Source organism: Streptomyces sp. NPDC001828, from assembly GCF_042892175.1.
GTDB lineage: Bacteria > Actinomycetota > Actinomycetes > Streptomycetales > Streptomycetaceae > Streptomyces.
This window is the reverse complement of the sequence record NZ_JBIATV010000011.1, coordinates 111,302-135,366: the sequence shown is the minus strand read 5'-3', so window position 1 is coordinate 135,366 and position 24,065 is coordinate 111,302. Positions and strand designations below refer to the sequence as shown.

The following is a 24,065-nucleotide window of genomic DNA, read 5'->3' as shown; positions in this document are numbered from 1 at the left end:
GGCTCTCCCCGGATGGTCCAGCGGCCATGCGGGTATCTCAAGGTCATCAGGGCCGTGGCGCGCGGAGGGGCGACAGCGCGACGGGCGCCGACAGGCTGTGCTCGGGCATCGGCTGTCGTGAACGAAGGGGTGGGCAGTGACGCGTTCCGAGGATGCCGGGCCGGAGGAGACGGCGGCGGCCGGAACCGACGTGTTCGCCGCTGACACGGTGCTCGGCCGGGATCTGGCTCTGGTGGACTGGGCGGGGACCACCCCGCTCGGGGACCCGGAGGGCTGGCCGCAGAGTCTGAAGACGACGGTGAGCATCCTGCTGTCGTCGAAGTTCTCGATGTGGATGGCCTGGGGGCCGGAACTCACGTTCTTCTGCAACGCCGCCTACCGGCGCGACTCCCTGGGCCGCAAGTACCCGTGGGCGCTGGGGCGGCCGGCGAGCGAGGTCTGGGCGGAGATCTGGGGCGACATCGGCCCGCGCATCGACACCGTGCTCACCACCGGCGAAGCCACCTGGGACCAGGCGCTGCTGCTGTTCGTGGAGCGCTCCGGATACCTGGAGGAGAGCTACCACACGTTCTCCTACAGCCCGCTGCGCGACGACGCGGGGCTCGTCGTCGGGATGCTGTGCGTGGTCAGCGAGGAGACCGAACGGGTCATCGGGGAACGGCGGATGGCCACGCTGCGCGACCTCGGGTCCGACCCCAGCGTGGTGCGCACCGAGCAGGAGATGCTCGACTTCGCGCGCGTACAGCTGAGCCGCAATCCCCATGACCTGCCGTTCACGCTCACCTACCTCTTCCAGGACGACGGCAGTGCGGCACTGGCCGCCGTCACCGGAATCCGGGAGGACCACGCGGCCGCCCTGAAGCTCGTGCCGCCGGGCTCCGAGACGGTGTGGCCGACGGAGGCCGCGGCGCGCGGGGAGTCCGTCCTCACCCCGCTGGACGGCGCCGTGTTCGCGGACCTGCCGAAGGGGGAGCGGGCCGAGGCGCCTCTGCAGGCGCTGGTGGTACCGCTGCGGCAGCAGGGCGGCGCGCCGTACGGATTCATGGTGGTCGGCCTCAACCGGTACCGGGACCTGGACGACGGATACCGCGGCTTCGTCGAGCTGGTCGCCGGACACGTCGCCACCGGAGTCGCCAGTGCCCGCAGCTACCAGGCGCAGCAGCGCCGCGCGGAGGAACTCGCGGAGCTCGACCGCGCGAAGACGACGTTCTTCTCCAACATCAGCCACGAGTTCCGTACGCCCCTCACGCTGATCATGGGACCGGTCGAGGAGCTGAGGAACCGGCTCACGGACGCGGGCGCCCGGGAGGAACTGGAGGTCATCCACCGCAACGGGCTGCGGCTCGGCAAGCTGGTCAACACCCTGCTCGACTTCTCCCGCATCGAGGCGGGCCGGATGCAGGCGAGCTACGAGCCGGTCGACCTGGCGGCGGTGACCGCTGAACTGGCCAGCGTGTTCCGCTCCGCCGTCGACCGGGCCGGCCTGGACTTCCGGGTCGACTGCCCTCCGCTGCCCGAACCGGTCCTCATCGACCGGGGCATGTGGGAGAAGGTGGTCCTCAACCTGCTCAGCAACGCGCTGAAGTTCACCTTCGAGGGCTCGATCCGCGTTGGCGTGGGCGCCGACGACGGCGTGGCGGTGGTGACCGTCGACGACACCGGAATCGGTGTCGCGGCACAGGAGATGCCCCGGCTGTTCGAACGCTTCCACCGCATCGAGAACGCCCGCTCCCGCTCCAACGAGGGCAGTGGCATCGGGCTCGCCCTGGTGAAGGAACTCGTCGCACTGCACGGCGGCGAGATCAGCGCCACCTCGGTCGAGGGCCGGGGCACCAGGTTCACCATCCGGCTGCCCTTCGGCTCCGCGCACCTGCCCCCCGACGCGATCCTGTCGGAGCCCGGTCACGGCGCGGCCCCCATGACCGATCCCTATGTGCAGGAAGCACTGCGCTGGCTGCCCGGCGAGCAGGCCACGGCGGTGCCCGTCCCGGTCGAGGGCGTCGTGCACGGGGTCGCCGCGAACGGCAGTACCGATGGGCAGGCCGCCGGGCCCGAGTTCCTGGCGCACGTTCTGATCGCCGACGACAACGCCGACATGCGCGAGTACCTCATCCGCCTGCTGAGCGGTGCGGGGTATCGGGTCAGCTCGGTCAGCGACGGCCGCCAAGCGCTGCGAGCCATCCGCGCGAAGGCCTTCGACCTGGTGATCAGCGACGTCATGATGCCCCACATGGACGGGCTCGCCCTGGTCGCGGCGCTGCGGGCGGACTCACGGACCGCCTCGGTCCCGGTGCTGCTCCTGTCCGCGCGGGCCGGGCAGGAGGCCTCCATCGAGGGCCTGCGGGCCGGTGCTGACGACTACCTGGTCAAACCGTTCGCGGCCGCTGAACTCCTCGCCCGGGTACGGGCGAACGTCGAACTGGCACGGCTGCGCGGCCATCACGCCCGCTGGCGCACCGCACTGGTGGACTCCCTGCAGGAAGCCTTCTTCGTCTGCGACGAGGACGGCGCCGTCATCGAGATCAACACGGCGTTCACCGACATCCTCGGTTACGGGCCCGAGGGCCTGCCGTACCGGCCGACCCACCCCTGGTGGCCCGACGCCGCCACCGACGCCGAGGCGCATCAGCAGGTCAGCGAGGCCTTCGCCCAACTGCTCGGCAACACCAAGGGCTCCTACACCATCCCGATCACCCACCGCGACGGCCACCGGCTGTGGGCGACGGCCACGTTCAACCAGGTCGACGATCCCGACACCGGTCGTCGCGTCACCGTCGGCACCTTCCGCGACGTCACGGCCGAGCACTACGCCATCCAGCGCGAGAGTGCCCTGGCCGCCCTGAGCACCTGCCTGTCCCGGGCCACCAGCCTGCCCCAGGCGCTGGCCGGGGCCCTCGACGAACTGAAGAAGCTGTGGCGCGCCCGCTGGGTCATGGCAGCCGTCTTCGACCACGGTGACGAACCCACGCTGACCTCCACCGACGCGACCCCTGCCTGGCCGGACCTGCCCGCCGAACGGCGCGGGACGCTCGACGCACTCCGCCAGGGGCCGATCCTGACCCCGCTCGCCGACCCCACCGGAGCCGGCATCCTCCTGGAGTTCCCCGACGGCCCCCTCGCCCTGTGGATCCACCTGGGCGAGAACCGGCCCTTCACCGGGGAGGACCAGCTGCTCCTCTCCCTCCTCGCCGGCCACCTCGCGCAAGGGCTGAACCGCGCGCACCAGATCGACCAGCAGCGCGAGACGGCCATCGCCCTGCAGCGGGCCATCCTCGGCCCCGCTCAGCTGCCCGACGGTTTCGCCGTCCGCTACGAACCCGCCACCCAGCCGCTGGAGGTCGGCGGCGACTGGTACGACACCGTCACCCTGCCCGACGGCCGCATCGGCATCGTGGTCGGCGACTGTGTCGGCCGGGGCCTCGAAGCCGCCAGTGTCATGGGCCAACTGCGCAGCGCCTGCCGGGCGTTGCTGCTCCAGGACGCCAGCCCGGCGCAGACGCTGATGGCCTTGGACCAGTTCGCCGCCGGCGTTCCGGGCGCGGTCTGCACCACCGTCTTCTGCGGCGTACTCAACGCCGACACGGGGCAGTTGACGTACTCCAGCGCGGGCCATCCGCCCGGCATCCTCGTCCAGCCGGACGGCGCCACCCGCCTCCTCGAAGACGGCCGGTCCCTCCCGCTGGCCGTCCGGACCGGCAGCCAACGCCCCGAAGGCACCTGCGTCATCCCGGCCCGGTCCACGCTGCTGCTCTACACCGACGGGCTCGTCGAGCGCCGCCGCCGTCCGCTCAGCGCGGGCATCGACCAGGCCAGCGAGGCGCTCCAGGAGGGCCGGAACACCGCGGTCGACGAACTGGCCACCGACGTCATGTCCAGGCTGGCCCCCATAGGCGGCTACGACGACGACGTCGCCCTGCTGCTCTACCGCCACCCGGCGCCGCTGGAGATGTCGTTCCCCGCCGAGTCGTCCCAGCTCGCCCCGGTGCGCAAGTCGCTGCGCAGCTGGCTCGACCAGTGCGATCTGCCCCCCACCACGGTGCAGAACGTCCTGGTGGCCGCGGGCGAGGCCTGTGCCAACGCCATCGAGCACGGGCACCGCGACACCCCCGGCCACACCATCTACTTCCGGGCCGAGGCGTACGTCGACGATCTGCACCTGACCATCGCCGACACCGGTCGCTGGAAGACCCCGCAGCCGGAGCTCAACACCCACCGGGGCCGCGGGATGAGTCTCATGCGGGCCCTGATGCAGCAGGTCACCATCACGCCCGGCCCGTCCGGTACCACCGTCGACATGCACACGAGGATCTCCTGATGACCACTCCCTTGACCCTCACTCACGGACGACGGCCCGACGGCGCCGAGCTGTTGGTCGCGGACGGCGAGATCGACATGAGCAACGCCGGGGAGCTGGCCGCCGCCCTCGCGCGGACGGCCGGCCCGCTGGTCCTCGATCTCTCCGGCGTCGAATACCTCGACAGCGCCGGCCTCAGCGTGCTCTTCCCGCACGCCGACCGCCTCCAGCTCGTCACCAACCCCCTCCTGGACCCGGTCCTGACGATCTCCGGCCTCACCGATCTCACGACCGTCCACGGGGCGTAGCCGAGCCGGGGCGGAACGGCGCGGGGGCCCTGTTCACCCCCGGCGCAGTGCGGAGCGGCCCGCGTAGCGGGCCGAGTCGCCCAACTCCTCTTCGATGCGGATCAGTTGGTTGTACTTCGCCGTGCGGTCGGAGCGGGAGAGCGAGCCGGTCTTGATCTGGCCGCAGCCGGTCGCCACCGCCAGGTCCGCGATGGTGGTGTCCTCGGTCTCGCCCGAGCGGTGTGACATCACGGCCGTCCAGCCCGCCCGGTGGGCCGTGGCCACCGTGGCCAGTGCCTCGGTCAGGGTCCCGATCTGGTTGACCTTGACCAGGACCGAGTTGCCGACGCCGGTACGGATGCCCTCGCGCAGCAGGGTCTCGTTGGTGCAGAACACGTCGTCGCCGGTGAGCTGGCAGCGGTCGCCGACACGGGCGGTCAGCTCGCGCCAGCCGTCCAGGTCGTTCTCCGCCATCGGGTCCTCGATGGAGACGACCGGGTAGGCGTCGATGAGCTTGGCCAGGTAATCGGCGTTCTCGGAGGGGGTGCGGCGCACTCCCTCGCCCGCGTAGTCGTACACCCCGTCGCGGAAGAACTCCGACGACGCCGGGTCCATGATCAGGCCGATGTCGGTGCCGGGGCGGTAGCCGGTGCGCTCGATGGCGGCCATCACGAAGTCGAGGGCCTCCTCGGCGGTACGCAGCGCGGGCGCGAAGCCGCCCTCGTCGCCGACACCCGTGGAGTGCCCGGCGGCAAGCAGGTCGCGGCGCAGGGTGTGGAAGACCTCGCTGCCCATGCGGACGGCTTCGGCGAAGGTGTCCGCGCCCACGGGCGCGATCATGAACTCCTGGAAGTCCAGCGGATTGTCGGCGTGGGCGCCGCCGTTGACGATGTTCATCATCGGCAGCGGCAGGAGGCGGGCGTCGGCGCCGCCGAGGTAGCGGTAGAGGGGCTGGCGGTGCGCCGCCGCGGCGGCCTTGGCGGCGGCGAGGGAGACGCCGAGGACCGCGTTGGCGCCGAGCCGGGACTTCGTGGCCGTGCCGTCGAGGGCGATCAGCGCGGCGTCGAGCCCCTGCTGGTCCGCCGCGTCCCGGCCGCGCGCGGACGCCGCGATCTCCCCGTTGACGTGGGCCACCGCGCGGTCGACGCCCTTGCCGTGCCAGCGCGCGGAGTCCCCGTCACGCAGTTCCACCGCCTCCCGGGCGCCGGTGGAGGCACCGGAGGGGACGGCCGCCCGGCCCAGGGAACCGTCCGCGAGGACGACGTCGACCTCGACCGTGGGGTTGCCCCGGCTGTCGATGATCCGGCGGGCGGTGACGGTCTCGATGGTGGCGTTGACGGTTCCAACCGGCTGTGCGGACATGGGAGTTCCTTCCCGTTGTCATAGGCCGGGCTCCGGCTGCGACAGCGCTGGCGCTGAGCCCGACAACACCAAAGCCTACAGCAATGCTGCTCAGTTTTGCTGTACAGCATTGCTGTGCAGGTCGGGTGCGCGGCTCTGCTGACCAGCGGGGTAAAGTGCCCTATGCCCACCCCGGAAGCCGCCGCCATCGCCACCGAACTGCGCACTGCGATGGGCAAGCTCACCCGACGCGTCAAGCACGAGGACCGCATCCCGCTGGGCCAGGCCGCCGTCCTCGGAGCGCTCGACCGCAACGGCCCCATGACCACCAGCGACCTCGCCGCCGATCAGCGCGTACGCCCCCAGTCGATGGCCCGCGCGGTGGGGCTGCTCATGGAACAGAACCTGGTCACCCGCCGGGCCCACCCCACGGACGGCCGCAAGTCGCTGGTCGATCTCTCGGACGCCGGCCGGGCCGCGCTCGAAGCGGAGCGCGGCCGCAGGGCCGGTTGGCTCGCGCAGGCCATCGAGGCCGAACTCACCGATGGCGAAAGGGAGTTGCTGGCGCGGAGCGCCGCTTTGCTGGAGCGGCTCGCCACGCGCTGACCGAGGCGGCCGCGCTCGCCTGATGGTTCGTCAGGAAGCCCGCCGGAGCAGCAGGATGTGATCGGTGACCTCGGCCCTCTGGCCGCCGGGGCCCGTCGCGGTCCGGCGCGAGGCTTCGGCGCGTTCGATCGTCCACGCCGACGGGTCGGCGCCGATGCCCGCCGCGACCTCGTGCGGGGTCGGGAAGTGCGCGTCGGGGTCCTGGTTCCACGACCACGGCGCGGTCGAGCCGTGGTCGACGACCAGCAGCCGGCCGCCCGGGCGCAGCGCGTGCGCCGCCCCGCGCAGCACGCTCGACCTGTCCAGGTCGAAGGGGGTGTGCAGATAGTGGGCGTTGACCAGGTCGAACCCGCCCCGGGGAAAGGACTCGTGCAGGTCGTGCCGCGCCGCGGTGACCCGGTCGCCCAGGCCGCCCGAGCGGGCCAGGTCGGTGAGGCGGGCGACCGCCACCGCCGAGATGTCGACGGCGTTCACCCGCCAGCCCTGGCGGGCGAGCCACAGCGCGTCGCCGCCGTTGCCGCAGCCCAGGTCCAGCGCGCGGCCGGGCGGCAGGGCCGTGACCACTTCGGTGAGACGGACGTTCGGCCGGGGATCGGTGACCACCGGGCGCGCCGCGTAGACGTCTTCCCAGTACGTGACCGCGTCGACCGCGTCGACCGCGTCGGCCGCATCGGGGGTGCTCATGGAGGGCTCCTTGTGTCGGGATGCGCCGAGTCTTGCCGGGCGCCCGCGATTTGGCACGAAAAGTTGCCGCTCTGGCAAGATGGGCGGATGGACCGTGGAACGGAAGACGTGCTGGGAGCCGTGGGGCCGAGGCTGCGCGCGCTGCGGCGCGAGCGAGCGATCACCCTCGCCGACCTGGCCGCGACGACCGGCATCTCGGAGAGCACCCTGTCCCGCCTCGAGAGCGGGCAGCGCAAGGCGACCCTGGAGCTGCTGCTGCCGCTGGCCCGCACGTACGACGTGCCGCTGGACGACCTCGTCGGCGCCCCGCCCACCGGCGATCCCCGCATCCATCTGAAGCCGATCCAGCGGTTCGGAATGACCTTCGTGCCCCTGTCCCGGCAGCCCGGCGGTGTGCACGCGTTCAAAATGATCATTCCCGCCCGCCCCGAACCGCCGGCCCCGGCCCCGCAGACCCATGAGGGCCACGAGTGGCTGTACGTGCTCAGCGGGCGCCTGCGGCTCGTGCTCGGCGAGCGCGACCTGACCCTGCCGCCGGGCGAGGCCGCCGAGTTCGACACGTCCGTGCCGCACTGGCTGGGCAGTTCCGACGGTGGCGCGGTCGAGCTCCTCGTCCTGTTCGGACTGCAAGGGGTGCGCGCGCATGTGCGTGGCGGTGCCGGTACGCCGTCCCGGGGCGGCCGTTGACGGCGAGCCGGCACAGGCACCCCCGCCGGCCCCGCCGCCCGCATTCAGCGGGGCCGGCGCTCCGTGACGAGCAGGGTCTGAAGGACCCGGCCGCAGTCGCCCGACCCGTCGTACATCAGCCCCGTCGCGAGGCCCGAACCGGCAGGGCTGGCCGCCGTCTCCGAGCGCAGGCACAGCCATTCGCCGACCGGGTCGCGGTGCAGGGCGAGGGTGATGTCCGTGTTGATGACCAGGCCCTCGCGGTGGTCCAGCTCGAACGCGACGGCCCAGCTGCTGTCGGCCAGCGTGAGCGCCCGGGTCAGTGCGGTGTCCTGCTCCCCGGCCACCAGCGGGACGCGCTGGCGGGCCCAGACGGTACCGGGACCCGGCGAGTCGAAGCTGCGGCCGTCCTCGAACCGCCACTCCATAGCGGAGACGTAACCGCCCAGGTAGGCCCCCGTCATGCTGCCGAGCGCCCGCGGTCCCGGCAGGGGCGGCGCGGCGGGACCGTGCCGCAACGAGGGGGTGTCGGCGGGGCTGGCCACCATGCGCCAGGCGCGGGCGAGCAGCACCGGCTCGCCGTCGGCCGTCAACTCGCCCTCCAGGAGCTCGACTCGGGCGCCGGAGCGCACGGCCCGCACCTCCACCCGCAGGTCCGCGACCGGCACCGGACGGAGCAGCTCCACGGTGACGCGGGCGATCCTCGACCCGGGCCGCCCGGCGTGCCGTTCCATGGCCCGCCCGACGAGGGCCGACGGGGGACCGGCGTGCTGGGTCTTGGGACTCCACGGGCCCGCGGTCGCCGGCGTGCTCTCGAACGAACCGTCGGCGAGCTCGCGGTAGAAGAACTCGGGCGGCGAAGCGGAATCGGAAGCGGAATCGGGTTCAGGGCTCATGGCGGAAATCTGGACCATGAGGCACCGGCCGGGCAAGGGCCTTCGCCGTCGCACCGCCCGAGTCGCTCGACGCGCATCGGCCGGCTCGGGCCGGCGCTCAGGCCGGCAGGCGGCTGGAGTGGGAGGAGCGGCGGGCCGCGGACAGCAGTGCGTGGATCTGGGGTCCCGCGTGCTCGATGTCCTTGACGGGCCGGGGGAACGGCAGTCGTACGTCCTGGTGGGTGGCCGGGTATTCCAGGCGCAGGGTCAGACCGTAGCGGTCGAGCGCCACGGGAAGCACCCGCGTCAGGGCGCTCTTCACCTGGGGGCGCACGAGCCGGAGCAGCAGCGGGACGAGGTCCTTGTGGCTGTCGACGAGGTGGTTCAGCATGCTCGCCTCGCGGGTGGCCAGCGGATCGAGGTCCGTCTCCTGGAGCGCGTCCAGGGAGATGTCCGTACGCCCCTGGGCGTCCTCGATCCAGGCGCCGGTGAACTCCATGCAGGTGCTCGACGCGGAGTCCGGGTCGTAGGGGGCGGTCAGGAGTCCCGAAAGGGTCACGCGGGCGCGCAGCCGGTCGCGTACGGCGGTCGGGGCGATGTCGGTGAGCTCCAGGCGGGCCGGGAACGGGCCGCTCCGCTGCCCGTGGGCGAGGTCACCGGGCTCGTGCAGATGGATGCGGCCGGCGGCGCCGCCATCGCCGGCGCAGTACACCTCGTGGTGGCGGCCTTCCGTCACCACGGTCATCGAATGGGCCGCCGCGAGGATCGCCCGCACGCGCTCGGCGGGGGTCGGCGTGGTGGAGCGGACGCGGAATGGGCGCATACGAGTTCCCCCTGGGAGGCGGCGTCGATACCCAAGCCCTTCTGCTTAGGTATGCCTAACCTAACCTATCCGGCGGGTGTCTTCGTCGGCGCCGTGGCGGAAGGGGCGGACGTGACGCGCGATGGGCCGGGCAGCGCAAGTGAAACCCCTTATGGCCAACGGGAATTGCCCACTTTCGAGGGACACCACGGCCCGGCGGGGCCTCGCTACGATCGGCGGCACTCCTGGGTTCCCTGAAATTTCACCGCCGTGGGCATCCGCCCGACGGCCGGAGACCCGGGGGTACGACCAGGCGCGCGGCCGCCAAGGGGCTTCGCGCAGTTCAGAGCGAGAGAGGCGAAAGCTGATGGCAGGTTATGGCAACGGCGTACGGGCCGACGAGATCGCGAACGCGGTGTGGGTGAAGGCGACCGCGAGCGACGCCTACAACGACTGCGTTGAAATTGCGCGGCTCCCCCAGGGGGAGGTGGCGCTGCGCAACTCCCGCTTCCCCCAGGGACCGGCGTTAGTCTTCACCTCCTCCGAACTGGCGGCCTTCCTCGACGGGGCGCGCAAGGGGGAGTTCGACACCATGGTTGGCTGAAAACCCGGGGACACGGGTTGTGGCGGCCACCCCGCTTCCTCAGGATGGGCGCGTATCGGCGACGGTCGCCGTGCGCTGGAGGAGTCAGGGTGGCCGCACGCGTTCTCGATCTGGTCCCGGGTGAGGAGCCGGAGAGGCCGCGCGCGAGCGCCGCGCCGCCCGCGCGCGTGCTGGGCATCCGGCTGCGCGAGATGCGGCTCGAAGCTGGGCTGCGCGGCCAGGACGTGGTGGCGGCGGGGGCGATCGGCTCGGCCTCGAAGCTCAGCCGGTACGAGACGGCCAACGGCGATGCCAGGCCCGACACCGAGACCGTGACCCGGCTCGCCACGCTCTACGGCTACGACGACCGTGAATCGCTGCGGGCGCTGACGAGCCTCGTGGACGACGCGAACCAGCACCGCTGGTGGACGGACTACCGCGACGTGGTGGACACGTCGCTGCACAACCTGATGGCGGTCGAGAGCGCGGCCAAGGAGATCCGCACCTTCTGCGACTCGCTGGTGCCCGGCCTGCTCCAGACCTCCGACTACGCCCGCGCCATCATGCAGGCCCCCTATCTGGGCAGACCGGACCACCCGACGATCGACCGCCGCTGGGAGGTGCGGCGGCGCCGACAGCAGATACTCGAGTCGCCCGAGGCGCCGGACTTCTCGGCGGTGATCTCCGAAGGGGCGCTGCGCAAGTGGGTGGGCGGCCGCAAGGTGATGCGCGGTCAGCTGCGCCATCTGTTCAACCTCGCCGAGAACCGCGACCGGGTGCACATCCGGATCTTCACCGACCGGGCCTGCGCACAGGTGTGTCCGCCGACCACCGCGATGACGGTCTTCAAGTTCCCGCCCCGGGAAGAGCCGGACATGGTCTACACCGAGGGGCTGAACAGCGGCGGGACCTGGCTGAGCGAGCCCTGCGACGTCGATCTGCACGCCGCGTCGATGACCGAGCTGATCCAGCACAGCCTGGGCAAGCGGGAAACGCTGGCCCTGCTTGAGCGGCTCATCGCCGGCTTCGCGGACGACGAGGAACCGGCCTCCGGGGACTAGGGCCGGACGATCTTTCCGACGCCGCCGTACTCGATCCACTCCTGGGTCGCCTGGCGCGGAAAGATGTCGGTGTCCGGGTACCAGGTGGAGACCTCCACGGGCTCCTCGGCCTTCTGCAGGGTGAGGCCGTGGAAGTACCGCCGCACCTCCGCCGTGGAGCGCACCCGTCCCCAGGTGCCACCGGTGGCCTCGCGCATGAACTCCGTTACCTCGTGGCGCAGTTGGGGATTGTCGCTGGCGAGCTGGGAGACGACCAGATAGCTGCCGTCGGGCAGCCGGTCGGCGACGTCCTTCACCAGCCGCCAGGGGTCGTCCTCGTCCGGGACGCAGTGCAGGACGGACACGAAGAGCGCGGCGACGGGCTCCCCGTCCTCGACCAGACGGCGCACCTCGGGGCGCCCGAAGTTGCCCTCGACGTCGCGCATGTCGGCCTCGATGACCGCGGTGGTCTTCAGGTCCTCGGCGAGCATGAGCCGCCCGTGCGCGTGCACCAGGGGGTCGTTGTCGATGTAGACGACCTGGGCGCCGGGCTGGGTCTCCTGGGCGACCTGATGGACGTTGGGGCGGGTGGGAAGCCCGGAGCCGTGGTCGATGAAGCGGCGGATGCCGCACTCCTGGGCGAGGTAGCGCACCGAGCGCACCAGGAAAGCCCGGTTGATCAGGGCGAGTTCCCGGGTGCTGGGCGCGATCTCCAGGAGGGTGCGGCAAGCCTCCCGGTCCGACTCGTAGTTGTCGGTCCCGTTGATGAGGAAGTCGTACATGCGCGCCACGCTCGGCGTGCTCACGTCGATGGAAATGGCTCTCTCCCCGTTCAGGCGCGGCCTGATCAACTGGGCTGCGGCTACCGCCGGTTGACAGGAGAGCCATGCTAGAACCCAACTGGCCCGCTGTGGAGGGCAGTTGGACGCGGGCGCGGCGGGGCTAGGCGATTCTCGGCCCGGTAGGGACCGCCGGCCGGTGCGTACGGCGGCCTCGGCCGTCTACAGGCGGGTGACGCGGAGGTAGATGACCACGGTCCGGTCCGCCCACGCCACCGGCGCGGCCATCACCAGCGCCTCCGGAGGCAGGCCCATCCACACCACGCCCGCCACCGTGGCGGTCACGAGCACCGAGGCCCAGCGGGCGGTGACGGCGAGGATGCCGACCACCGCGGTCTGGGCGATCACATGCAGGGGGATGCCGGTGCCGGGCCGCTCGGGGAGCAGTAAGGCGAGCTTCCGGTAGACGCGTTCGAGCACGGTGTTCTCCTCTGAGTGGCCCTGGGGTCTGGGTGAACCGGGTCCGGTGGACCTGGGTCCGGGTGGTTCCGGGCCGGACAGCCCTGGTTCTGTCCGGGCACCGAACACAATCACCGCTCGGGGCGGCCCCGCCATCGCCGGAAAACCCTGAAAACGGAACGGGAACTCCGCCCGCCACGCCCGTACCGCGACCCGCCGCCCCGCAGCACCGGCCCATACACGCCGGCGCGCTGCGGGGCGGTCGTGCGAAGTGCGTCGGGTACTCACACCCCCGCACAACCCGAACGTATGAACATGGGAACGCCGTAACCAATCGCGGCCGAAATTTCACCTTGACCCGGGCCGCCCGACGGCGTGCACACGAGAAGAGCGACGCCCCCGGGTGGGGGCGCCGCTCTTGGTGTTCCTCGCGCTGGGGTCAGACCCGGTCGGCCGCGATGAGGACGTACTGGAAGGAGCCGTCCCGGTAGGAGTTGATGAACGCCTCCTCGATGCCCGTGACGAGCGAGGACGTGGCCCGCAGCTCCCAGTAGGGCAGGGTGTCGGGGGTCAGGTCGATGACGGCCTGCGGCACCAGGCGGTTGTCGGCCATCGCGCGCAGGTACTCGCGGCGCGAGTGGATGTTGCACTCGAAGTGCGCGTTGATCTGCGAGACCCACTTCGAGGGCTGGCCGTACCGCGGGTTCCAGCAGCCGGTGATGGTCACATAGCGGCCGCCCACCTTCAGGATGCGGGAGTGCTCGGCGAACAGGTCGTCCAGGTCGACGTACATGCTGGACTCGTTGTTCCACGAGCCCGCCGCTTGCCCGGTCTCGAAGGGCGTGGACAGCATGTTGCAGACCTGGGAGCGGACGTGGTCCTGGATGCCGAGTTCACGGGCCCGGTTGTTGGCGAAGTCGGCCTGCTTGGCCGACAGGGTGACACCCTCGACCTTGCAGCCGAAGCGCTGGTGCGCCATCACCATCGAGCCGCCCCGGCCGCACCCGGCGTCGACCAGGGTGTCGGCACGGCCGATGTCACCCAGGTGCCCCAGGAGGAACTCGGCCTGCGCCGACTCCAGCCGGTGCAGCTCGGTGATCAGCTTCTTCTCGCTCTCGCTGTCATCGGCGTCGCCGAGCGCGGAGTGGTCGACGTCGCCGATGCCGTAGTGGTGGTGGTAGAGACCGTCGACATCGCCGAGCCGCAGGTTCACGGGCCGCGCTTCCCCGTCCCAGTAGCGCGCGATGTCGCCCTGGTAGGGCGTCGCCGGGCCCGGGATGAACAGGGAGGCGCCGGTGGCGGTGAGTTCGGTGCTGGTCACAGATGAGTCCATTCTTCCTACCAGAAGTCGGGCAGGCTGTAGCGATAGGTGTTCGTTTGGTGCCAGTGGTGGTTTCCGTCGACCCAGGCGGCCACGCCGCGCAGGAAGCGCTGCACGTTCGGGAGCGGGCAGTCGGCGGCCAGGGCCGCGGCCGCTGTCTCGAAGTCGTGCATGAGGTCGTTGTGGACCTCGACCGATTTCAGGTAGGCCTCCCGGTCGGAGCGGCCCTCCCGTTCGGCGATCACGACGGGCAGGTTCAAGTGCCGCCCGGGCGCGTCGAGTTCCTTGGTGTACGAGTACAGGTCGTTCACGATGGTCGTCGCGTTTCCCGCGAGCGCGATGACCTTCTGCATGGCGGCCTGCGCGTGCAGGTCCGCCGGCAGTTCGTAGCCACCGACGGTGTCGGTGATGGTGGGACAGGGGCGGAAGTTGTTGAACTGGCGCATCGCCAGGTACTCCCACACCTCGGGGACGTGGTCCTGCTGCGCCCAGGCCGCCTCGGCGAGGTACCCCATGTGCAGCCGGGCCATGTCGTGCCGGAACCGGTCGGCCTGCGAGGCGCTGGCCGCCCCGGCGAAGTACTCCATGGCGGAGCGGTACGCCCGCCGGGGCGCGTCCGAGTGCAACGACTCGGCCCACTGCGGCTGGTACTCCCCGGTCGTGTGCAGCGGGTCCAGGGCGGTGTGGGCCAGCAGGAGCCTTTCGCCCAGTCCGATGGGTGAGCCGCCGTGGTCCTCGCAGTAGCAGTCGTCCACCGCGTTCTCGGCCACCATCAGACGGGTCGCGAGCATCAGGTGGTCGACGGACGGCGCGTCCGGATGGCAGCCCACCATGTAACGGCCCACGGAGAAGCCGTCGAACTCCTCCTCCCAGTCGTCCGGATACAGCGAAACCTCGTCCAGCGCCCAGGACTTGATCCTGCGGCTGACCTCCTCGACCCGCACCGGATCGGGTTCGGCCACCGGGTGGTGGTAGAGGCCCGGGATCGGGGTCCCCTCCACCACCGACGGCCGCGCCGGTACGGGCGCCTCCTCCCGCAGGGTCAGGCGCAGGCCCGAGGTGCCGAGCCCGCTGGGTCCGCGCAGGAGCCGGTCCAGGTCGGTGCTCGCGGGCGGCACCTCGACTGCCGGCACCTCGGTCGCCGGCGCGGCGGGGGGAGGCGGGGCGGCCTGAGCCGGGACGGGCAGGGTGGGTGCGCGCGGCGGCGAGGGCGGAGTGGGGCCCGGCGGGGCGCTCGTGGCGGGACCCGGTGGGGCGCTCGTGGCGGCCTTGATGTCACGGGCGCGGGCCGCCGCGTCGGCGAGGGCGTACGCCCCGAAGTGGGCGGTGGCCTCGGGCAGACTCGACTGGGGAGGGGGCAGATCGGGCGCGGGCAATCCATGGCTCCTTGGTGGGGTGGACGGCTGTCCCCGGACGGTTCGGGCATGCTCGACCGGCCCCGGTCGATGGACGGGGACGAGCAGAGCGGTGTCGAGCGGTGTCGAGTGGGCCGGCTACCTGGGCCGGCGGGCGATCTGCACGTTTTCCAGGACGCCGACCGCGTCCGGTACGAGGATGGCGGCGGAGAAGTAGGTGCTGACGAGGTAGGAGGTCAGCGCCTTCTCGTCGAGGCCCATGTAGCGGACCGAGAGACCCGGTTCGTACTCGTCCGGCAGGCCGGTCTGGCGCAGCCCGATGACGCCCTGGCTGTCCTCGCCGGTACGCATGATGAGGATGGAGCTGGTCTGCTCCTGGGTGATGGGGATCTTGTCGCAGGGCAGGATCGGCACCCCGCGCCAGGCCTGCACCAGTTGCCCGTCGAGATCGACCTGGGCGGGACGCAGACCGCACGCGTTGAACTCGCGGCCGATCGCCGCGATCGTCCTCGGGTGGGCCAGATAGAACTTGGAACCGCGACGACGGCAGAGCAGTTCGTCCATGTCGTCCGGGGTCGGCGGCCCCGAGCGCGGCTGGATGCGCTGCTTGAAGTCGGCGTTGTGCAGCAGGCCGAACTCACGGCTGTTGATGAGCTCGTGCTCCTGGCGCTCGCGCAACGCCTCGATGGTGAGCCGGAGTTGCTCCTTGGTCTGGTTCATCGGCCCGTTGTAGAGATCGGCCACCCTGCTGTGGACCCGCAGCACGGTCTGTGCCGCCGAGAGTTCGTACTCGCGCGGCCTCGGCTCGTAGTCGACGAACGCGCCGGGCAGTTCGTGCTCTCCCTCGTGCCCTGCGGACATCGAGATCTCCGCCTCGCCGCGGTGGTTCTGCCGCCGGCGGGGCAGCGCGGCGAACCTCTCCACGTGGTCCCGCAGGGCCGGCGCGGAGGCACGCACGGCCGCGAAGTCGGCGCGGGAGAGCGTGAGCAGGGTGCCCGAGGTCTCGGCGGTCGCGGTGTGCTCCCAGCGGGCGTCCTCGTCGAGCAGGGCGTACTCGCCGAAGTGGTCGCCGTCGCCCAGCACGTCGAAGGAAAGCTCGTCGCCGTATCCGCCGACGGAGGTCTGGCCCACGCGGCCGTGGGCGATCAGATGCAGCCGGTCCGCCGGGGCGCCCCGCTCCACCAGCGTCTCGCCGGCCGCGAAGTCGCGCTGGACACAGCGGCCGGCGAGGGCGGTGAGCACCTCCACGTCGTCGAAGCCGCGCAGCAGCGCCAGTTCACCCAGCTGTCCCGGGATCACCCGCACAGCGGCGCCGTCCTGAACGAACTCCACCTTCCCGTCGCCGACCGTGTACGTCAGACGACGGTTGACCCGGTACACCCCGCCCCTGACCTCCACCCAGGGGAGCATCCGCAGCAGCCAGCGGGAGCTGATCTCCTGCATCTGCGGGGCGGACTTGGTGGTGGTGGCAAGGTTGCGAGCGGCCGCCGTGCCCAGACTGGACTGCGGCCGTGGCGGCTCCAGTTGAGTGTCCGGGCTCGAGTCAACAGTCATCGGGCGAGCTCTCCTTGGTCGGGGCGGCGACGGGCGTACGGGACGCACCGGGCAAGAGGAAGGAAAGGGGTGTACGAACGGATTCCGTCCAGAGCCAGAAGGACACTAACGGCCGGTTCGCCCCCCGGACCAAGGGAAGCCGGGGACATTAACTCGATACGATGATCGCGCCGTCGCGATGTTTGCCCAGGTACCGGCGGGATTCGGCCACGCTGCGGGGTCCTTGGGGCCGGCCGCCGGCTTTCGTGCGGGGCGCGGCCGGCGGGCCGCCGCGGCCGGGCGTGACCCCGTTCGCGCAGGCGGGGCCCGGACCGGGAGCCGCCCGGGCCGTCCGTACGCCGCCGCCACGGCCGGGGCTCCGCGAGCTCCCCCTCGCACCGGGGCATCGGGAATGCGACACGGCCCACGGAATCGCACAGTTCGGGCTTGCGCCCGGGGAAGCCTGTCCGGCCCGGGGTGCCGGCACCCGCGTCCGTCCACCCTGTGGGCGGCCAGGTGGCGGATCTTGCCCATCGCGCCGGTCCAACCGCAGGTCAGCGGTGTGGAGGCGGAGCCTGAAGTGGCGCAATGCTGCGGCAACACTACGAGGCGGGTCCGGCCGGTACGTTCCCTGCCATGCCAGCAGAACCCGCCCCCGCCTCGCTTCCGGTCGCCGCCGCGCGCCGTCGGCGGCTGCGCGCCGACCAGGCCCGGCAGCTCGCCGACCTGCTGCGCCACCAGATCCTGGCGGGCGGCTTCCCCGGCGGCGCGCTCCCCCTGGAACACGCCATCGCCGCCGACTACCGCGTCAGCCGCAACACCGTGCGCCAGGCCCTGGAGATGCTGCGTGACGAGCAGCTGGTCGACCGGCAGCCCGGCGTCGGCACCGTGGTGGTCTGCGAGAAGAAGTATCCGCACGGCCTTGACCGCCTCCAGGGTCTGGCCGAGACCCTGCACGAGCACGGCAGGGTGACCAACGAGGTGCGCACCGTCGGTCCGGTGCGTGCCCCGAGTCCGGTGGCGCACCGGTTCGGCCTGCCCGAGCAGAGCGATGTGCTGTGCGTCGAGCGGCTGCGCCGCCTGAACGGCCTTCCGCTCTCGCTCGACCTGTCCTATCTGCCGATGGACGTGGGCGGTGAGCTGCTCGGCTGCGACCTGGAGAACACCGACGTCTTCCGCCTCCTCGAATCGCTGACCGGCGGCCCGCTCGGCCACGCCGACGTCACCCTGGAGGCCGTCAACGCCGACGCGCACTCCGCCGCCGTGCTCCAAGTCCCGCGCGGCGCGGCCGTGTTGATGCTGGAGCGCCTGACGCACCTGCCCGACGGGCGCCCCGTGGACCTGGAGTTCATCCGCTTCCGCGGCGACCGCATCAGCATGAGCGGCGTGCTGCACCGCTCCCTCTGAGACCCAACGCCCCTTCCCTCAGCCCCTTCCCTGGAGACAGCCATGCCTCTCGTACCGCAGCGCGTCGACGTGCCGGTCACGATCGACGAGTCCAAGTGCATCGACGGCTGCACGCTCTGCGTCGACATGTGTCCGCTGGACTCCCTCGCGATCCACGCGGACAACGGCAAGGCGTACATGCACGTGGACGAGTGCTGGTACTGCGGCCCCTGCGCGGCCCGCTGCCCCACCGGCGCGGTCACCGTCAACATGCCCTACCTGCTCCGGTGAAGGGCCTCATCGTGAAAGGCCTCGTGGAGAAGGGCCCCCTCGTGAAAGGCCGCACCGTGAAAGGCCCAGCCACCATGCCCAGCAAGCGAGTCGCACCGCTCCTCGCCCTCGCCCTGACCCTGCCGCTGGCCACCGCCTGCGGGGGCTCGGCAGGCGCCGACAGCGGGGGCGGGGCGAAGACGGTCACCGTCACCGTCGGCTACCAGTCCAAGACCATCAACACCGTCACCGCGGGCACCCTGCTCCGCTCCCTCGGCTACTTCGAGCAGGAGCTCGGCGCCCTCGGCAAGCGGGACGGCACCACGTACAAGGTGACGTGGCAGGACTACGCGACCGGCGCCCCGATCACCGCCCAGATGACGGCGGGGAAGATCGACATCGGATCGATGGGGGACTTCCCCCTCCTGATCAACGCGGCCCGGGGCAAGGAGCTCAAGCAGCCGACCAGGCTGGTGTCGGTGACCGGCTACAACCTGCGCGGTGGCCTCAACACCGTTGTGGTGAAGCCCGGTTCACCCCTGAAGTCGTTGACGGACCTGCGCGGCAAGAAGGTGTCCACGAGCATCGGCTCGGCCGCCGACGGCACGCTGGCGCGCGCCCTGAAGGAGGCGGGCATCGACCCGGACAAGGGTGTCCACAAGCTCAACCAGCAGCCGAGCGTGGGTGCCTCCGCACTCGCCGCGGGCAGTGTCGACGCGCTCTCCCAGTTCGTCGCCTGGCCCGGCCAACTGGCCTTCGCGGGCCAGGCGGAGGCCCTGTACGACGGCGCCGAGCTGAACCTTCCGACCTTCCACGGGGTCACCGTCCGCGAGAAGTTCGCCACCGAGCACGCCGGCGTCCTCGACGCCTTCCTCGCGGCCCAGCGCCGTGCCACCGACCGTCTGCGCGCCCAGCCCGTCGCCGCCGCCGAGTCGGTGGCCAAGGAGACCGGCCTGCCCGCCGAGGTCGTCTACCTCTACAACGGCGCGAACGGCATCGCCACCTTCGATCCGGCCCTGCGCCCCGAGCTGATCGACGCGCTCAAGAAGGACGTCCCCGTCCTCAAGGCCGAGAAGCTGGTGGACGACGTCGACGTGGACGCCTTCGTCGACTCCGCGCCCCTCCGGCGCGCGGTCCGGGCCCCCGCCTGTCCGCAGGCGCCCGTGGCCAAGCCCGAACTGTGGCTCAAGGGGCAGGAGACCACCCGCTCCTTCGCGAGTCCCAAGGAGCTCCTGAAGGCGGCGAGGGGCGCCGATGTACGGGCCGCGTACGTGCCCGACGCCGTGACCGGCACCCTGTGGTTCGCCGACCGGGCTGTCTGGGTCGCGGACGGCGCCGATCTGCGCGCCTTCGTCACCCCGGCCGGTGCCCAGTCGTATGTCGCCCAGCACGCCGGGGCCAGGACCGTGAGTTACGCCGACGCCCTGAAGCTGGCGTCATGAGCGCGGGACGGTGGCTGCTGCGGGCCGCCTCGCTCGCCGCGGCGCTCGGCCTCTGGCAGCTCCTCACCTCGCTCGACGTCGACCTCTGGCTGCGCTTCGAGCAGTTCCCCACCGTCGGCGAGGTGGCCTCCGCCTTCGCCGACCGGGCCACGACCGCCGAGTACTGGCAGGACCTGGGGTTCAGCCTGCGCCGGATCACGATCGGGTTCCTGCTCGCCGCGATCCTGGGCGTGGCGACCGGCACGGCCGTGGCGCGCTCGCGCTGGGCCGCCGACCTGCTCGGCCCGCTGATCGAGGTGGTGCGGCCGGTGCCGGCGATCGCCCTGGTGCCGGTGGCGATCCTGCTGCTGCCCACCAACGAGCAGGGCATCGTCTTCATCACCTTCGCCGCGGCCTTCTTCCCCGTGGTCGTCTCGACCCGGCACGCGGTGCGCGCGCTGAGCCCGGTGTGGGAGGAGGCCGTGCTCACCATGGGCGGCGGCCGGCTGCGCGTGCTGGTCTCGGTGGTCCTGCCCGGCGCGCTGCCGGGCATCTTCGGCGGCCTGTCGGTGGGGGTGGGCGTGTCGTGGATCTGTGTCATCTCCGCCGAGATGATCTCGGGGGAGTACGGGGTGGGCTACCGCACCTGGCAGGCGTACACCGTCGTCGACTATCCCGCGGTCTTCGTCGGCATGGTCACCATCGGCGCCCTCGGCTGGCTGACCTCGGCCGCCGTGGAACTCCTCGGCCGCCGCGCCACCTCCTGGCTGCCCCGTCCGGCCGGTGCCGGCCGGGTCTCCCGTCGGACCGTCACCCCCGCTCCCGTGAAGGAGCCGGTCACCCCCGCCCCCGCGAAGGAGCCGGTCGCATGAGCACCACGACGGCACTGCCCGCCACCGCCGCCGCGACCGGCGCCGAACTCACCCTGAAAAAAGCCGAGTTGGGGCATCCGGGAGGTCCGCCCGTGCTCGCCGCCCTCGACCTGCGCGTGATACCGGGGGAGGTGCTGACCGTCGTGGGGCCCTCAGGCTGCGGGAAGTCCACCCTGCTGCGCACCCTCGCGGGACTGCTGCCCCCACTGGGCGGCGAGGTCACCCAGGACGGGCGGCCGATCGCCCGCCCCGGCGCCGACCGCGCGCTGGTCTTCCAGCACGACGCCCTGCTGCCCTGGCGGACCGTCCGCGCCAACATCGAACTGCCGCTGGCGATCCGCCGCACCCCGAAGGGCGAGCGGCGCCGGGCCGCGACCGAGTGGCTCGACCGGGTCGAGCTGTCCGGACACGCGGCCAGACTCCCGCACCAGCTGTCCGGCGGACAGCGTCAACGCGTGCAACTGGCAAGGGCGTTGGCGGGCCGGCCCCGCGCGGTCCTGATGGACGAGCCCTTCGGCGCACTCGACGCGCACACCCGGGCCGGGATGCAGGACCTGCTCGTGGACATCCTGCGCGACACCGGAGCGACCGTCGTCTTCGTCACGCACGACGTGGACGAGGCCCTCCACCTGGGCGACCGGGTCGCCCTGCTCGCCACGGGCCAGGTGCTCCCGGTCCCGCACCCCCGGCAGCGGGACGCGGCAGGGGCCCCGGCCACCTCGGCGCTGCGCCGCCGCATCCTCGCCTCCCTCTGAAAGGCCCCTCGTGGACACGCCCCTGACCATTCCCGCCCTGGCCGACGCGACCGAAATCGCCTGCGACGTCCTGGTCATCGGCGGCGGCACCGCCGGCACCATGGCCGCGCTCACCGCCGCCGGACGCGGCGCGAACGTCCTGCTCCTGGAGAAGGCGCACGTCCGGCACTCCGGCGCCCTGGCCATGGGCATGGACGGGGTCAACAACGCGGTCATCCCGGGCCGGGCCGAACCCGACGACTACGTCGCCGAGATCACCCGGGCCAACGACGGCGTCGTCGACCAGTCCACCGTGCGCCAGACCGCGACCCGCGGCTTCGACATGGTCAAGCGCCTGGAGTCGTACGGCGTCAAGTTCGAGAAGGACGAACACGGCGAGTACGCGGTACGCCAGGTGCACAGGTCCGGCTCCTACGTCCTGCCCATGCCGGAGGGCAAGGACGTCAAGAAGGTGCTCTACCGGCAGCTGCGGCGGCGCGAGATGCGGGAGAAGATCCGCATCGAGAACCGGGTCATGCCGGTACGGGTCCTCACCGTCGAGGGGCGGGCCGTCGGCGCGGCCGGATTCAACACGCGCACCGGCGAGTTCGTCGTCGTACGGGCGGGCGCGGTCGTCCTGGCCACCGGCCCCTGCGGCCGGCTCGGCCTGCCCGCGTCCGGCTACCTCTACGGGACGTACGAGAACCCGACGAACGCGGGCGACGGCTACGCCATGGCCTACCACGCGGGAGCCGCCCTCACCGGCATCGAGTGCTTCCAGATCAACCCGCTGATCAAGGACTACAACGGCCCCGCCTGCGCCTACGTGGCCAACCCCTTCGGCGGCTACCAGGTGAACCGGCACGGCGAACGGTTCGTCGAGTCCGACTACTGGTCGGGCCGGATGATGGCCGAGTTCGCCGCCGAACTCGCCTCCGACCGGGCCCCGGTGTACCTCAAGCTGAGCCATCTGCCCGAGGAGACCATCGGCGCCGTCGAGTCGATCCTGCACACCACGGAGCGGCCCACCCGGGGCACCTTCCACGAGGGCCGGGGCCACGACTACCGCACCCACGACATCGAGATGCACATCTCGGAGATCGGCCTCTGCGGCGGCCACTCCGCGTCCGGCGTACGCGTCGACGCGCACGCCCGCACCACCGTGCCGCGCCTGTACGCCGCCGGCGACCTGGCCTGCGTACCGCACAACTACATGATCGGCGCGTTCGTCTTCGGCGACCTGGCAGGCGCGGACGCCGCTCAATTCTTCTGCTACGACGGCGAGTTGCCGCAGGATCAGGTGGCCGCCGCGCACGAGCTCGTCTACCGGCCGCTGCGCAACCCGGACGGGCCGCCGCAGCCACAGGTGGAGTACAAGCTGCGGCGGTTCGTCAACGACTACGTGGCGCCCCCGAAGTCCGGCGCCAAGCTGTCGCTCGCCGTGGAGGCCTTCGAGCGGATGACCGGCGAGATCGCCGGGATGGGCGCGCGCACCCCGCACGAGCTGATGCGCTGCGCCGAGGTGTCGTTCATCCGGGACTGCGCCGAGATGGCGGCCCGCTCCTCGCTCGCCCGCACCGAGTCCCGCTGGGGCCTCTACCACGAGCGCCTCGACCATCCCGAACGGGACGACGCGGGCTGGCTGCACCACCTCGATCTGCGCAAGTCCCCCTCCGGAACAATGGAGTTCACCGCCCGCCCGGTCGAGCCGTACGTGGTCCCGGTCCCCGAATTCACACCGGCCGGCGGGCCGGAGCGGCCGCTCGGGGAAGCCGCGCTGATCCCGGTGGCCACGGCGGGCCCCGGCGCCGCCGCCCCAGCCGCACGACCGGCGGGGGTGGCGGCCCCGGCCCCTTCGGAGCCCGTCGCGGCGGCGGCGTCCGACCCCGCACTGCTGCGGCTGCTCGCCCTGGCCGAGGAGTCCCCCGACCTGGACGCGCTCCACCCCTACCTCGCCGACACCGACCCCGCGATCCGCGCGGCCGCCGTCGCCACGCTCGGCGAGACCGTGCCGTCCGGGGCGGGGCCCGCACTGGCCGCGCGCCTGCGCGACAGTGCGCCCCAGGTGCGGTCCGCCGCCGCGGCAGCCCTTCGCGAACTGGTCGAAGTGCTGCCCGCGCAGCCCGAGTTGGGGCAGGCGCTGCGCGCCGCGCTCGACGTGCCCGACGCCGCCGTGCGCACCGCCGCCCTCGAAGTGCTGAGGGCGCTGCGCCTGGGGGAGGCGCCGGTGTACGCGGCCGCGCTCGCCGACGCCGACATCGAGGTCCGCCTCCACGCCGTGCGCGGCCTCGTCTCGGTGGACGCGGTCGGGGACCTCGCCTCGGCGGCGGCCGACCCCGCGCGCGAGGTGCGGGTCGCGGTCGCCCGGGGGCTCGCCGCCGTGCGCGCCCCGGCCCCGGCACCGCTCGCCCCGCTGCTCGTCGACCCCGATCCGCTGGTCAAGGCGGCCGCGTTCGCCGCGCTCGCGTCGACCGGCTGCCCGCCCGCCTGCACCGGCCCTGCCACGCGCGCGCTCACCGATACCGCCTGGCAGGTCAGGGCCGGGGCCGCCGCGGCGCTGCGGGCGGCCGCTCCCGCCGAGGCCGTACCCGCCCTGGCGACGGCTCTGGCCGACCTCAACGCGGACGTCCGCAAGGCCGCCGTCCTGTCCCTGCTCGCCCATCGCGCCCATCCCGGGGCGCGCGGCGCACTGGCGACCGCGACCACGGACAACGACGCCGACGTCCGCGCGTACGCGGCCCGCGCGACCTCTTGACC

General features: G+C 72.0%; 21 protein-coding genes. 12 read left to right on the top strand and 9 right to left on the bottom strand.

Features of this window, described 5'->3' with window-relative positions; genetic code table 11:
- Positions 1-136: 136 nt before the first annotated feature.
- Both ACFYZA_RS27940 and ACFYZA_RS27935 read left to right on the top strand, forming a co-directional pair.
- Positions 137-4,315, top strand: a complete 4,179-nt coding sequence (locus ACFYZA_RS27940; protein WP_388493348.1) for a SpoIIE family protein phosphatase — start codon at positions 137-139, stop codon at positions 4,313-4,315.
- Positions 4,315-4,602 carry an STAS domain-containing protein gene (locus ACFYZA_RS27935; RefSeq protein ID WP_382595894.1) on the top strand — a complete coding sequence of 96 codons (288 nt, stop codon included), beginning with the start codon at positions 4,315-4,317 and terminating at the stop codon, positions 4,600-4,602. Before ACFYZA_RS27940 ends, ACFYZA_RS27935 begins: the two co-directional genes overlap by 1 nt.
- Before the next feature lie 33 nt (positions 4,603-4,635).
- Here ACFYZA_RS27935 and eno read toward each other — a convergent pair whose 3' ends face one another.
- A complete protein-coding gene (eno, locus tag ACFYZA_RS27930) occupies positions 4,636-5,943 on the bottom strand; it encodes a phosphopyruvate hydratase (protein WP_388493347.1) in 1,308 nt (435 codons plus the stop codon).
- Positions 5,944-6,105: 162 nt separating this feature from the next.
- Here eno and ACFYZA_RS27925 point away from each other — a divergent pair, with 162 nt between their 5' ends.
- Positions 6,106-6,528: a MarR family winged helix-turn-helix transcriptional regulator gene (locus ACFYZA_RS27925; protein WP_382595888.1), complete on the top strand. Its 423-nt coding sequence runs from the start codon at positions 6,106-6,108 to the stop codon at positions 6,526-6,528.
- Positions 6,529-6,558: 30 nt separating this feature from the next.
- Here the strand turns inward: ACFYZA_RS27925 and ACFYZA_RS27920 are convergent, their stop codons facing one another.
- Positions 6,559-7,212, bottom strand: a complete 654-nt coding sequence (locus ACFYZA_RS27920) for a class I SAM-dependent methyltransferase (RefSeq protein WP_388493346.1) — start codon at positions 7,210-7,212, stop codon at positions 6,559-6,561.
- Positions 7,213-7,299: 87 nt separating this feature from the next.
- On the opposite strand from ACFYZA_RS27920, the gene ACFYZA_RS27915 reads away from it, so the two are divergent.
- Positions 7,300-7,899: a helix-turn-helix domain-containing protein gene (locus ACFYZA_RS27915; protein WP_382595882.1), complete on the top strand. Its 600-nt coding sequence runs from the start codon at positions 7,300-7,302 to the stop codon at positions 7,897-7,899.
- A gap of 44 nt (positions 7,900-7,943) precedes the next feature.
- On the opposite strand, the gene ACFYZA_RS27910 is transcribed toward ACFYZA_RS27915, so the two are convergent.
- On the bottom strand, positions 7,944-8,774 hold the full coding sequence (locus tag ACFYZA_RS27910) for a thioesterase family protein (protein WP_382595879.1): 831 nt from the start codon (positions 8,772-8,774) through the stop codon (positions 7,944-7,946).
- A gap of 97 nt (positions 8,775-8,871) precedes the next feature.
- A complete protein-coding gene (locus tag ACFYZA_RS27905; protein ID WP_388493345.1) occupies positions 8,872-9,576 on the bottom strand; it encodes a DUF2470 domain-containing protein in 705 nt (234 codons plus the stop codon).
- Positions 9,577-9,922: 346 nt separating this feature from the next.
- Here ACFYZA_RS27905 and ACFYZA_RS27900 point away from each other — a divergent pair, with 346 nt between their 5' ends.
- Both ACFYZA_RS27900 and ACFYZA_RS27895 read left to right on the top strand, forming a co-directional pair.
- Entirely contained in the window at positions 9,923-10,159 is a 237-nt protein-coding gene (locus tag ACFYZA_RS27900; RefSeq protein ID WP_382595873.1) for a DUF397 domain-containing protein, read from the top strand.
- 89 nt (positions 10,160-10,248) lie between these two features.
- Entirely contained in the window at positions 10,249-11,199 is a 951-nt protein-coding gene (locus ACFYZA_RS27895; protein WP_382595870.1) for a helix-turn-helix domain-containing protein, read from the top strand.
- On the opposite strand, the gene ACFYZA_RS27890 is transcribed toward ACFYZA_RS27895, so the two are convergent.
- The 5 genes from ACFYZA_RS27890 to ACFYZA_RS27870 all read right to left on the bottom strand — a co-directional run bounded on the left by ACFYZA_RS27890 (position 11,196) and on the right by ACFYZA_RS27870 (position 16,646).
- Positions 11,196-12,014: an SAM-dependent methyltransferase gene (locus ACFYZA_RS27890; RefSeq protein WP_388493531.1), complete on the bottom strand. Its 819-nt coding sequence runs from the start codon at positions 12,012-12,014 to the stop codon at positions 11,196-11,198. The genes ACFYZA_RS27895 and ACFYZA_RS27890 overlap by 4 nt on opposite strands.
- A gap of 165 nt (positions 12,015-12,179) precedes the next feature.
- Positions 12,180-12,437, bottom strand: a complete 258-nt coding sequence (locus ACFYZA_RS27885) for a hypothetical protein (RefSeq protein WP_382595867.1) — start codon at positions 12,435-12,437, stop codon at positions 12,180-12,182.
- Positions 12,438-12,855: 418 nt separating this feature from the next.
- On the bottom strand, positions 12,856-13,737 hold the full coding sequence (locus tag ACFYZA_RS27880; protein WP_388493342.1) for a geranyl diphosphate 2-C-methyltransferase: 882 nt from the start codon (positions 13,735-13,737) through the stop codon (positions 12,856-12,858).
- Positions 13,738-13,754: 17 nt separating this feature from the next.
- Positions 13,755-15,113, bottom strand: a complete 1,359-nt coding sequence (locus ACFYZA_RS27875) for a family 2 encapsulin nanocompartment cargo protein terpene cyclase (RefSeq protein WP_388493340.1) — start codon at positions 15,111-15,113, stop codon at positions 13,755-13,757.
- A gap of 117 nt (positions 15,114-15,230) precedes the next feature.
- Positions 15,231-16,646 (bottom strand): family 2B encapsulin nanocompartment shell protein, encoded by a 1,416-nt coding sequence (locus ACFYZA_RS27870; protein WP_382591375.1) that lies wholly within the window; start codon positions 16,644-16,646, stop codon positions 15,231-15,233.
- Positions 16,647-17,261: 615 nt separating this feature from the next.
- On the opposite strand from ACFYZA_RS27870, the gene ACFYZA_RS27865 reads away from it, so the two are divergent.
- The 6 genes from ACFYZA_RS27865 (at position 17,262) to ACFYZA_RS27840 (ending at position 24,063) form a co-directional block, all read left to right on the top strand.
- On the top strand, positions 17,262-18,032 hold the full coding sequence (locus ACFYZA_RS27865) for a GntR family transcriptional regulator (protein ID WP_388493339.1): 771 nt from the start codon (positions 17,262-17,264) through the stop codon (positions 18,030-18,032).
- A gap of 42 nt (positions 18,033-18,074) precedes the next feature.
- Complete coding sequence (locus ACFYZA_RS27860) at positions 18,075-18,302, top strand: ferredoxin family protein (protein ID WP_382591369.1); 228 nt, start codon at positions 18,075-18,077, stop codon at positions 18,300-18,302.
- A 74-nt stretch (positions 18,303-18,376) separates the two neighbouring features.
- Complete coding sequence (locus ACFYZA_RS27855) at positions 18,377-19,723, top strand: ABC transporter substrate-binding protein (RefSeq protein ID WP_388493338.1); 1,347 nt, start codon at positions 18,377-18,379, stop codon at positions 19,721-19,723.
- On the top strand, positions 19,720-20,574 hold the full coding sequence (locus ACFYZA_RS27850; RefSeq protein ID WP_388493336.1) for an ABC transporter permease: 855 nt from the start codon (positions 19,720-19,722) through the stop codon (positions 20,572-20,574). Before ACFYZA_RS27855 ends, ACFYZA_RS27850 begins: the two co-directional genes overlap by 4 nt.
- On the top strand, positions 20,571-21,329 hold the full coding sequence (locus ACFYZA_RS27845; RefSeq protein WP_382591360.1) for an ABC transporter ATP-binding protein: 759 nt from the start codon (positions 20,571-20,573) through the stop codon (positions 21,327-21,329). The genes ACFYZA_RS27850 and ACFYZA_RS27845 overlap by 4 nt, the downstream gene beginning before the upstream one ends.
- A gap of 10 nt (positions 21,330-21,339) precedes the next feature.
- A complete protein-coding gene (locus ACFYZA_RS27840) occupies positions 21,340-24,063 on the top strand; it encodes a fumarate reductase/succinate dehydrogenase flavoprotein subunit (protein WP_388493335.1) in 2,724 nt (907 codons plus the stop codon).
- Positions 24,064-24,065: the final 2 nt, after the last annotated feature.